The 11,316-nt window shown below is 48.3% G+C and carries 12 protein-coding genes; 1 reads left to right on the top strand and 11 read right to left on the bottom strand.

Features of this window, described 5'->3' with window-relative positions:
• Positions 1-6: 6 nt before the first annotated feature.
• The 3 genes from buk to GQ671_RS02785 are packed head-to-tail and all read right to left on the bottom strand — an operon-like array spanning position 7 to position 3,092.
• Positions 7-1,071, bottom strand: a complete 1,065-nt coding sequence (buk, locus tag GQ671_RS02795; RefSeq protein WP_160652366.1) for a butyrate kinase — start codon at positions 1,069-1,071, stop codon at positions 7-9.
• Positions 1,072-1,079: 8 nt separating this feature from the next.
• Positions 1,080-2,174, bottom strand: coding sequence for a Leu/Phe/Val dehydrogenase (locus tag GQ671_RS02790; protein WP_160652363.1), 1,095 nt, complete (start codon positions 2,172-2,174; stop codon positions 1,080-1,082).
• A gap of 18 nt (positions 2,175-2,192) precedes the next feature.
• A complete protein-coding gene (locus tag GQ671_RS02785) occupies positions 2,193-3,092 on the bottom strand; it encodes a phosphate acyltransferase (protein WP_160652360.1) in 900 nt (299 codons plus the stop codon).
• 160 nt (positions 3,093-3,252) lie between these two features.
• Between GQ671_RS02785 and GQ671_RS02780 the strand changes: the two genes are divergently transcribed.
• Positions 3,253-3,519: a DUF2627 domain-containing protein gene (locus tag GQ671_RS02780; protein ID WP_160653510.1), complete on the top strand. Its 267-nt coding sequence runs from the start codon at positions 3,253-3,255 to the stop codon at positions 3,517-3,519.
• 10 nt (positions 3,520-3,529) lie between these two features.
• On the opposite strand, the gene recN is transcribed toward GQ671_RS02780, so the two are convergent.
• The 8 genes from recN to nusB form a co-directional block, all read right to left on the bottom strand.
• Positions 3,530-5,203 carry a DNA repair protein RecN gene (gene recN / locus GQ671_RS02775; protein WP_160652357.1) on the bottom strand — a complete coding sequence of 558 codons (1,674 nt, stop codon included), beginning with the start codon at positions 5,201-5,203 and terminating at the stop codon, positions 3,530-3,532.
• 15 nt (positions 5,204-5,218) lie between these two features.
• A complete protein-coding gene (gene ahrC, locus GQ671_RS02770) occupies positions 5,219-5,671 on the bottom strand; it encodes a transcriptional regulator AhrC/ArgR (RefSeq protein WP_145286201.1) in 453 nt (150 codons plus the stop codon).
• Positions 5,672-5,754: 83 nt separating this feature from the next.
• Positions 5,755-6,546 carry a TlyA family RNA methyltransferase gene (locus GQ671_RS02765; RefSeq protein ID WP_160652354.1) on the bottom strand — a complete coding sequence of 264 codons (792 nt, stop codon included), beginning with the start codon at positions 6,544-6,546 and terminating at the stop codon, positions 5,755-5,757.
• Entirely contained in the window at positions 6,524-8,416 is a 1,893-nt protein-coding gene (dxs, locus tag GQ671_RS02760) for a 1-deoxy-D-xylulose-5-phosphate synthase (RefSeq protein WP_160652351.1), read from the bottom strand. Before dxs ends, GQ671_RS02765 begins: the two co-directional genes overlap by 23 nt.
• A 91-nt stretch (positions 8,417-8,507) precedes the next feature.
• Positions 8,508-9,386, bottom strand: coding sequence for a polyprenyl synthetase family protein (locus tag GQ671_RS02755; RefSeq protein WP_160652348.1), 879 nt, complete (start codon positions 9,384-9,386; stop codon positions 8,508-8,510).
• Positions 9,376-9,588, bottom strand: a complete 213-nt coding sequence (locus tag GQ671_RS02750; RefSeq protein ID WP_160652345.1) for an exodeoxyribonuclease VII small subunit — start codon at positions 9,586-9,588, stop codon at positions 9,376-9,378. The genes GQ671_RS02755 and GQ671_RS02750 overlap by 11 nt, the downstream gene beginning before the upstream one ends.
• Entirely contained in the window at positions 9,575-10,921 is a 1,347-nt protein-coding gene (gene xseA / locus GQ671_RS02745) for an exodeoxyribonuclease VII large subunit (RefSeq protein ID WP_160652342.1), read from the bottom strand. Before xseA ends, GQ671_RS02750 begins: the two co-directional genes overlap by 14 nt.
• The gene (nusB, locus tag GQ671_RS02740; protein WP_160652339.1) at positions 10,908-11,309 is read right to left on the bottom strand and encodes a transcription antitermination factor NusB; all 402 of its coding nucleotides are present in this window, start codon (positions 11,307-11,309) and stop codon (positions 10,908-10,910) included. The genes xseA and nusB overlap by 14 nt, the downstream gene beginning before the upstream one ends.
• Positions 11,310-11,316: the final 7 nt, after the last annotated feature.

Below are 11,316 nucleotides of genomic sequence, written 5' to 3'. Positions count from 1 at the left end.
CCACTCCTACACATAGGTTTTCATTTTTTCTTGTCCTGTCAGTACGCGATAGGCGCCTTCTGCCAATGCCTGCATTTCCTCTTCACCCGGGTATACGGTAACGGGGGCAATGAATGAAATATAGGGTGTGACGAGATCCATGAGGTACGCACTGTAGGCGAGCCCTCCTGTAAAGATGATCTGGTCGACCTCCCCTTTCAGTATTGCAGCACGCGAGCCGATCTCCTTGGCAATCTGGGCTGCAAGCGCCCTGAAAATCATTTCGATTGCTTCATCTCCTGCAAGCGCTCGTTCTTCAAGTTCGATCGCATCCTGGGTACCGGTCAGTGAAATGAAGCCGCCCTCTTTTGTGAGAACGTCATAGACACTGTCATAGTCCATTGCGTTTTCAATGATGTATCTGGCCAGACTGTCGTTGGGCAGTGAGCCCGTCCGTGTCGGACTCATCGGCCCTTCACCGGACAGCCCATCGTTGACATCGATGACTTTGCCCTTCCTATGGGCGCCGACAGTGATGCCGCCACCCATATGACAGACGATGGCATTGATTTCAGTATAGCCTCTACCCTCGGATTCTGCATACTTCCGTGCGACCGCCTTCTGGTTGAGTGCATGGAAGACAGATCGTCTCTCTATGTCTTTCAACCCGGTGGGACGGACTTCGTCGATCATTTCATCGACCACGACCGGATCTGTTATTACGGCCTGGCAGCCATAGAGATTGCGGAACCGGTCGGCAATCACACCACTCATATTTGATGCATGCTGACCATATCTGCTTTCTCTCAGGTCATCAACCATCTCCCTGCTGATATCATATGTGCCGCCCTGGATCGGTCTCAGTACGCCACCACGTGCACTGACGATATCGATGCCTGACGCATCCACATCAATTCTTTCAAGAAAGTTCAGAATGGATCTGAATCTGAATTCGATCTGTTCATGGAACGGCTGCATGACGATTTCAGTCGGATGCCTCAATGTCTCAACAGCAATACTCTCATCGTTTTCATATAGCGCGACCTTGGTGGAAGTCCCTCCAAGATTGACGACTAGAATGGTATATGTCATGGCTCGGCCTACCTCCTGCTGAGCGTTGTGATTTCATTCTGTGAAAATGTACTTTTGACACGCATCATGCTGTCGATTCTTTCCTCGGCCAGTCGATCGGCAGCAACAGCAGGTGTGACACCGTCGCGCTTGGCAATCGAGAAGATCTTATCCATCTGTTTGTAGATTTCCTCAACTTTGCTTTTGGCGCGATCTGCGTTATAGCCCTGCAGTTCATCTGCAACATTGATGACACCACCACAGTTGACGACATAATCCGGTGCATAGACGATGCCTCTTTCCTCAAGCATAGTGCCGTGCCTGCCACTTTCCAGCAGCTGGTTGTTTGCACTGCCGCAGACGGCTTTCACTTTCAGCGTCGGAATTGTCTCATCATTCAGCACACCACCAAGTGCGCAAGGTGCAAAAATATCCGCGTCGACTGAATAGATCTCTTCGATGCCAACTGCCTCGGCACCAAAATCATTCACTGCACGGTCCACAGATGCCTGGTTGATGTCTGTGACGATCAGTTTGGCGCCCTCTTCATGAAGATGCCTGCACAGGCTGTAGGATACGTTTCCGACACCCTGTACAGCAATGGTCCTGTCTTTCAGCGAATCGTTTCCGAATGCTTCTTTGGCTGTACGCTTCATCGCCATGTAGACACCATATGCCGTCATCGGGCTCGGGTTTCCGCCGGAACCATAGGATTCACTGATGCCGCATACATACGGTGTTTCCTGATAGATGAGATCCATATCTTCCACAGTCGTTCCAACATCTTCAGCTGTTATGTACCTGCCGCCAAGACTATGCACATATCTGCCAAGTGCTCTGAAGAAAGCTTCAGACTTGTCTTTTGATGCATCACCGATGATTACAGTCTTGCCTCCGCCGAGGTTGAGTCCGGCTGCAGCATTTTTATAGGTCATTCCTTTTGCGAGGCGGAGCACATCCTCTATGGCCTCTTCTTCTGTGTCATACTGCCACATTCTGCTTCCGCCGAGTGCCGGCCCCAGTGTTGTATCATGGATGCAGATGATGGCCTTCAGTCCGCTTGTTTCATCCTGACAGAAAATCAGTTGCTCGTAGTCGTATTTCTCCATTTTTTCAAATATCATTTTCATCACTCCATCTGGTTATTTGGAAATCTTCATTGCTAGATTTATGGAATTATATCTATCTTCTGCGCTGTCTGCTCTTGAGGTCAGTACTATCGGTACACTTGCGCCCATGATGATGGAAGCAACACTTGCACCTGCAGAGTAGACCAGTGATTTGTAGAGTATATTTCCTGCTTCGATGCCAGGGGCGATGAGGATGTCCACATCCCCTGCCACAGTGGACCGGATTCCTTTATGGTCGGCTGCCGCCTTTGAAATGGCGAGGTCATACTGCAGTGGTCCTTCTATTGTACAATTATATTTAAAGTTTTTAACATCCATATGCGCCAGTGCCTCTGCTTCAGCGGTTGCAGGCATCTTGTCGGAAACCTTTTCCACTGCAGCGAGCAGTGCAACTTTTGGCTGGTCCGCCGAGAGCTGTCTGGCACATTCAAGTGTGTTGTCTATGATTTTTTTCTTGTCTTCAATTGAAGGTGTAATGTTCATCCCGGCGTCACTGAGCAGGATGGCCTTATGGTAGCGCGGCATATCAAACAGTGCAACATGGCTGAGCAGGCTGTCATGCACCAGTCCATATTTCTTGTTCAGAACTTCTTTCAGCAGAACCGATGTTGAAATCAGCCCTTTCATGAGAACATTCGCCTGACCTGTACTGATGAGCTCCAAGGATGTCATCGCTGCTGCATGGTCATCCCCCACATGGTGGATGGTGATCCGCCCATCCAGAAGATGGTCTGCTTCATAAGAAGCCAGCATGGTCTCCAGTTTTCCCCTGTCATCTACAAGATGACATCTTACGCCTTTTTCTTCGATAATGCGAAGAATCGGTTCAAGCACTTCCGGATCAGCCGCACGGCAAACTGAAAGCGCTATCATTTTATTTTTGTCCCCTTCGAAAATTTCATCAAATTTCATGTGTGTACCTCCCCTATGCTTTTTATTATACATATTCGGAATTTAAATTACATGAATTTGGTCAAACTTGGAAAATTCAGAAGGTTTTCAAAAGACATATATTTTATTCCCCTTTTCACTTGCGCTATAATGGACATATCCAGATATTCAAGGTGATATGATGAAGAAAATTATTGCGCTCGCCATACTGGTCATTCCGGTATTTTTGGCAGGGCTTGGAATAAAGTATATGAGGGACAGCATCTTCGGCATCGTCAATGATCCCTTCACCCTCACTGTCGTCCAGTTCATCATCGGACTGCTGTTGACGGTATTGGGGGTCTGGTTCATCGGCGGCTATATACTGCATCGCGAACAGCGCCAGAAAAAGATGCAGGCGCAGTTCATGGAACAGTCGGGCAAAGCGGAAGACAAAGAGAAAAAATAAAGAGACGAACCTAGTTCGTCTCTTTATTTTTAGCTTCAATCAGTGTTTTGGCATTTTCAAGTGCAGCTTCTGTAATGTCCGAACCGCTGAGCATCCTGGCGATTTCGTAAATATGATCATCTGCATCGAGATACGCTGCAGCAGATGCAGTTCGCTGATCCGATGTCTTCTTTGATACATAAAGGTGATGATCTGCAAGAGCCGCTGCCTGCGGCAGATGCGAAATGGAGATGACCTGGCGTGATTTGGACAGCAGCTGCATCTTTTCAGCCATGCGCGTAGCGACAAGGCCACTGACACCTGTATCGATCTCATCAAGAATCAGCAGGCTCTGGGCGTCGGATTCTGTAAAGATTGTCCTCAATGCCAGCATGACACGGGCAATTTCACCACCTGAGGCGATGCGGTTCATCGATTTCAGAGGTTCTCCTGCATTGGTGGAGATGAGAAACTCGACTTCAGAATAGCCGCGCGGGTCGAATGTCCCTTCGCGCACACTGATTTCAAAATCGGCTCCCGGCATATCAAGATCATTAAGCTCCTTCTTGATCCTGTTCTCAAGAAAGTGCTTCTGTTCGAGTCTGAAAGTGTGCAGATCCTTTGCGTACTGCTCCATACGCTTTTGTGCCTGGGCACGTCTATTCTGAAGGGCTTCGAAAGATTGTGCAATGTTGCCGAGCTGTTCGATATCCTCTGCGAGGGCAATCCTGTATTCTATCAGCTCATCGAGCGTCTTGTTGTACTTCCGTTTCAGGGAGTTGATGTCGGACAGCCGGGACTGCTTCGCATTGAGACTCTCCTCATCATAGTCGAGTGCGGACAAGTCGCTCCCCACCCTGCTCCCGAGTTCATCCAGTGTATGATATGCCTCGAGAACCGTATCTCCATACTCCTTATAGTTCTCATCGAAGTTCGAAAGCGTTTCGATGTGGCTATGGATTTCATAGAGCATGTTCTGCGGTGCATATTCGGAACTGAGCTGCGCCTGGATCGAGGATAATGTATTGCTGATCTTCTCGAAGTTGTCGAGGTAGCTGATCTCCTCTTCAAGTTTCTCTTCCTCATCAGGAACGAGATCCATGGCTTCAAGTTCCTCGTACTCGTACTTGAACATCTGCAGCTGCTGTACCCTGTTCTTATCCTTGTATTCAAGCTCCCTGATTCTCGCTTCGAGCGCTTTGAACTCCTCGAAACTTTCCTGATACTTTCCAAACGATGCCCTGTCAGATGCATCAATATAGCGGTCCAGGTATAGAATATGCTTGTTATGCTCGAGGGCTTCCGACTGGGAGGACTGGGAGTGGATGCTGACGACCTCATCCATTATGTCCTTGAGTGCACCCAGAGTGATCATGCGCGAATTTATCTTGATGATGCTCTTGCGATTCTGCATGACTTCCCTTCTTACAATGTAGAGCTCATCCTCTTCTATATCATTCTGGGCAAGCAGTGCGCGCATTGTATCCGATTCCGGGAAGTCGAAGACGCCTTCAATAAGTGCGCCTTCGGTCTCATATCTGATATCTTCGATGGAAGCCCGTTTACCATAGAGGTATCTTATTGCTTCGATGATCATGGATTTACCAGCACCGGATTCTCCGGATATGACGGTCAGTCCACTGTCGAAATCCAATTCAATATCTTTCAGTACAGCCAGATTCTTGATTTTCAGACGTATCAGCAAATTAAACACTCCAATTTAGATCAGATTGAATATCCGGTCCCTAATCTCATTTTGTGCATCTTCACTGCGGCATATCATCAGACACGTATCGTCGCCGCATATGGTGCCGACAACCTCTTCCCATTCCAGCTGGTCGATGATTGCACCGATGGACTGGGCATTGCCGGGCAGTGTCTTCAAAACAAGAAGGTTGTCTGTATAGTCCAGTTTAACAAAACTGTCCATCAGATACCTTCCAAGCTTCTCCAATGGATGGAATTTTCGATCTTTCGGCATGCTGTAGACATATGAACCACTCGGTGTTGGAACCTTGATGAGCTGCAGTTCTTTTATATCGCGGGACACTGTAGCCTGTGTAACGTTGAAGTTGTATTCGTTCAGCCTTTCGACCAGGTCTTCCTGTGTTTCAACCTTGCTGTTTGTGATGATTTCCCTGATTTTGATCTGTCGTATCGATTTATTGGACATGATGTTCCTCCTCGTGTACCCCTTTTGTATATTTATACATATGATATCATAAAATGAATGACAGCAACACGAAAAAAAGGACATCAGCCATAGATGATCTGCTGAATGTCCTTTTCTTCTACTACAGAAGCTGAAATGCTGGAAGATGTCAGGTGAAGCAGATACTCGATGTTCCCTTTGGTACCTGTAATCGGTGACCTGTCGAGTCCTGTACCATAAAGGCCTATGCCGCTGCACGCTTCAAGCACACGATGGATGACATTCTCATGCGTCAACTTCGAGGTGATGATGCCACTGTCCTCCCGCTCTTCCATGTAGGATTCGAACTGGGGTTTGATCAGGGCGATGATTTCATAATTGTGATCAAACAGTTCGGTAATATGCCTCAGAATCGGAACGATGGATGTAAAAGAGACATCGATTGTAAGCACATCGGGCATCCTGGGAAAATCTGAAAGTTTCGTATCCTTGAAATTGGTCTGCTCCATGACTGTCACCCGCGCATCTGTACGCAGCCTGTAATCAAGCTGATTGGTGCCGACATCCACTGCATAAACATGTATGGCACCTTTCTGAAGAGAACAATCGGTAAATCCTCCCGTAGAACTGCCGATGTCGATGACAATGCTGTCTTCAAGCTCAATATCGAATGCTTTTACAGCATAGTTGAGCTTGATGCCACCTCTTGAGACATAAGGTTTTATATTTTTGAAACGGATATCGGCCTTGCTGATGTCAATCATTTCAGATGGCTTGTACACCGGCTGGTTGCTGTTCAATACTTTGCCGGCCATGATGATGCGCCTGACTTCTTCCAGTGTGCCGAGATTATAATTGTCGTGAAGGTATGAATCAATTCTTGATTTCTTTTTCATTGTTCTGCTCCAGTAGAATTCTGGACTGCAGAATGATATTTTCGGTTGTGATGCCGATATCCTCCAGCAGCCTGTTGACGTCACCGTGTTCGACATATTCATTGTCGATGCCGATTCTCCTGAACGGAGTGGTGAAGCCGTGATCGGCCATGAAACTTGCAATCATACTGCCGAGTCCGCCTGTCAGCATGGATTCCTCAACTGTAAGGATCGGATTACCTTCGATCCCGAGAGATTGAAGCATGGCCTGATCCATCGGTTTGATGAACCGGGCATTGACGACTCTGGCACTGATGCCATTCTCTTTAAGTGCGATTGCTGCATCGATTGCAAGATCGAGCGTTGGCCCGAAGGAGATGATCGTCATATCGTCACCTTCGACCACTTCCTCCCACTGGCCATACTTGAGCGGTTTCATTTTTGTGCTCTGTTCAACACCCTTGATATTGCCACGCGGATATCTGAGGGCGACGGGTCCTTCATGGCTGAACGCCAGATCGATCATCTGTTCTGCTTCAAGTTCATCTTTTGGCATCATCAGCGTCATGTTGGGCAGTGGGGATATGAAGCTGATGTCGAAAACACCCTGGTGCGTTTCTCCATCAGCTCCGACCAGTCCACTCCGGTCGATGCCGAGGAAGACGTTCAGGTTCTGACGATCGACATCATGCAGCAGCTGATCATAGCCTCTTTGCAGGAAGGTGGAATAGATGGCGAGATACGGCCTCATGCCGCTTGCGGCCAGTCCACCTGCCATGGTGACAGCGTGCTGCTCGGCAATTCCGACGTCGAAAAATCGCTCGGGCAATGTATTCTGGAACTTTGTCAGCTTGCTGCCGACCGGCATCGCCGGGGTCAGAGCAACAATACGCTCATCTTCCTGAGCACGCTCGAGTACACTGTTCGACATGAATTCACTCCATGACGGCGTGGTTTTACTGCCGAGCACTTCGCCGGTATCTATCTTGTATGGCCCGAGACCATGCCATTTGCCGAGCTTATCATCTTCTGCCGGATGGTAGCCTTTACCCTTCTTGGTAATGACATGGATGACAACAGGTCCCTTATAATCCTTCGAAATCTGTATGGCATTGGAAAGCGCAGCAAAATCATGACCATCGACGGGACCGATATACTTGATGCCGAGCTCTTCGAAGAAGACACCATCCACAACGAGATATTTCATGCTGTCCTTTATCCTATCTGCCATATCCCGAAGCCTCGACCCTACTTGCGGCAACCGGTTCAGAAAATCTTCTATGTCATGCTTGACGCGGTTGTACTGTGTATTGGTCCGCATGCGACCAAGCATATTGTGCATGGCACCGACGTTCGGCGCGATACTCATTTCATTGTCGTTCAGAATGATGGTCATATCTGTTTTGTCTGATCCGATATGGTTCAGTGCTTCAAGGGCCATGCCACCTGTCAGTGCACCATCTCCGATGATCGGGATGACATGGTGACCCTCGCCTTTGATATCGCGTGCCTTTGCGATGCCCATGGCTGCTGAAAGACTAGTGGATGAATGTCCCGCCTCCCATACATCATGGTCGGATTCACGCATCTTGGGAAATCCACACAAGCCTTTATATTGTCTGAGTGTTTCGAACTCACTGATGCGTCCAGTGAGGATTTTATGAATGTAGGCCTGATGTCCAACGTCGAACAAAAGACGGTCTTCTGGTGAATCAAAATGCTTATGCAGGGCGATTGTCAATTCCACCACGCCGAGATTGGCACCGATATGGCCGCCTGTCGTCGAGCATGACTGGATCAGAAATTCCCTTACATCCTGTGCCAGTTCCTTCAGTTCCTCATCATCTTTCTGCTTCAAAAATGACGGGTCTTCTATACTATATAGATTCATATAGCACCCACCTTTAAATTTTCTACTGCCAATTATACCACTTTTATCATTTAGGCAAAAATAAAAATGATAATTCACGCATTATGAATTATCATTGGTTTCTTACTGCAAATCTCTGCAGCACTTTATGCAGTTGTTCAGTTTCAATCTCTCCAGCGAGATCATCCAGTATATGCTTGGCACTTTCAGCAAGCTTTCCAAGCTGCTCATGTGCACCTGAAAGACCATAGCTGCTGACATAGGTCGTCTTATTATTCTTTTCATCACTTCCCGCCGATTTCCCGGTCACGGCGAGGTCTCCCTCTACATCGAGTATGTCATCCCTGATCTGGAAAAGGATACCAAGTTTTTCGGCAAAACGGATCAGCTGCCCTGCAACCTCCTTATCTGCATCTGCGATGATGCAGGCACACTGAACTGGCAGAACAATCAGCTGGCCGGTCTTGTACTGGTGGATATTCTCAAGCTGAGCAAGACTGATGTCCTGACCTTCCGCCTCGATATCGAGCATCTGCCCGCCGATCATTCCATTGAAGCCCGATTTCGACGCAATATGTCTGATCAGGGCGACACGTTTGTCAGCAGCCAAGGCATCATCTGCGGCGACGATACTGAAGCTCTCGGTTAACAGAGTGTCTCCTGCCAGGATGGCTGCCGCCTCACCGTACACTTTGTGGTTGGTCGGCTTCCCGCGACGATAGTCATCATCGTCCATTGCCGGCAGATCATCATGAATCAGAGAATATGTATGGATCATTTCAATGGCAGCCGCGACCTGTACACCTTTCATCGGGTCATGCCCGAGGGCGCTTAGTGTCGAAAATAGAAGGTAGGGGCGGAACCGCTTACCGCCCGCTTCTATCGAATAGCTGCTCGCTTCTCTGATGGTCGGGGAAACATGATTTTGTTCAAGGTGCGCAAGTATCGAAGATTCGGTCGCCTCGAGATAATGCTGCATATTATTGTTCATCATCTGCTCCCTTACGGTTTAATGTTTCAACTTTCAGTTCTGCATCTTTCAGTATTTTCTCGCATTCTGCAGTCAGCTCGACACCTTTCTGGTAAAGCTTGAGCGATGCTTCAAGGGACACTTCATCTTCATCCAGCTGTTTGACGATCTGCTCGAGCTGTTTCATCTTCTCTTCAAATGTTTCATTTTCAGTTTCTGCCATCATGATTCACCTCTGTCACTTTTGATACAATGCTGCCTTCGGCAAACGTCGACTGGACTTCATCGCCCAATTCGAGCTGATGTGCATCCTTGACGATTGTGCCCTTGTGCGTGGTGAAGGAATAGCCACGCAGCAATACATTAGTCGGGCTCAATGAATTGAGGCTTTCAATCACCCGGACGAGACCCTTCCTCGAGTCGCCTGTCCTGATCCGCATGGCACGGTCGAGCTGTCCCCTGCGTTCCATGAGTGTCTCCGCACCTCTTCTTATTTCCGGTCCTGGTGTATTGTACCTTACGCTTTCCTTCATGGCGGAAAGCCGATAGCTGCTGTCTTTTATTGCATTGTGCATCCTATCATCGAGTGTGTCCTTCAGATTGACGAGTCTTTCTGCCTGCTGGTCATAGAGAAGATCCGGATTCTTAAGTTTATAGTAGGAACCGAGCGTGTCGAGCCTGCTTCTGCTCGAATCAAGCTTCTGTGCCAGCCTGCGGGATACATGATTCTCCGACTGGTGCAATCTTTCAAGTATGTCCTGCTGATCCGGCACCGCCATTTCGGCAGCAGCCGTCGGTGTCGCTGCACGCACATCTGCAATGAAGTCCACCAGCGTCGTATCCGTCTCATGACCGATACCTGTAATGACCGGTGTCGACATCTCGAAGATCTTCAATGCCACATCCTTCTCATTGAAGGTCCACAGATCCTCTATGGATCCCCCACCCCGTGCAAGAATGATGACATCGTTTTCCAGCCGGTCCGCATAACCCAGGTTATCGATCACTGCCTGGCGGCTCCTCGGCCCCTGCATCAGCGTATTGATGACTGTGACGGACACTAGCGGGTAGCGTCTGCCCAGTGTTGTAATCATATCCTTTACAGCAGCGCCGGTTTCGGAACTGATGATGGTGATGGTCCTCGGATAACGGGGCAGCGGCTTTTTATGCTGCGCATCAAAGTAGCCTTTTTCAGCAAGCTGCTTCTTATCCTGTTCGAGCTTCTCAAAAAGGAGGCCGATACCATCCATCTCCATTTTTTCCACATAGACCTGGTATTGCCCACTGGATTCAAAAATGCTGACCCGGCCTTCGACCAGGACGCTCTGCCCTTCTTCGGGCTTGAACTTCAGACTGCCGGCATTCCTTGAAAACATGATGGCACGTACAACCGACTGTTCGTCCTTGATTGCAAAGAACACGTGTCCACTGGTGTGACGCTTTACATTGGAGAGTTCACCTTTTAGAAAGACCCGTGTCAAATACGGGTCCTGGTCGAATTTATATTTAAGATATCTGGTCAGTGCACCGACAGAAAGATATTTACTGTTCTCCATCTTGCTGCTCATTCGTTTCCGTGATGAAGTTTTTAAGGACGCCATTCACAAATCGGAAGCTGTCCTTCTCACCGTAGAGTTTGGCAAGAAGAATCGCTTCATTGATGACTACCCGCTTTGGGGAATCGCCATGAAGCAGTTCCGAAATTGCTGTCCTCAGAATGTTGCGTTCCACTTTGGGAATCCTCTCAAGCGTATAGTTGGTGAGATGGTTTCTGATATCCCCATCCACCGACTCACTGTTGCCGGAGTAGTAGTCCACAATCAGACTGATGTAGTCATATTCCCTGTAAAGGTCGTAAAACGCAGTCTCTTCCAATGTAACCAGACCATGATCCTGTTGGAAGATGATCTGGAAGATTTTTTTACGCTGCTCGTGTCTGTTCATTATTAAC

The sequence above is a fragment of the Salinicoccus hispanicus genome (genome assembly GCF_009831115.1).
Lineage (GTDB): Bacteria > Bacillota > Bacilli > Staphylococcales > Salinicoccaceae > Salinicoccus > Salinicoccus hispanicus.
The sequence above is the reverse complement of the archived record's forward strand: the minus strand, read 5'-3'. Positions and strand labels throughout refer to the sequence as shown.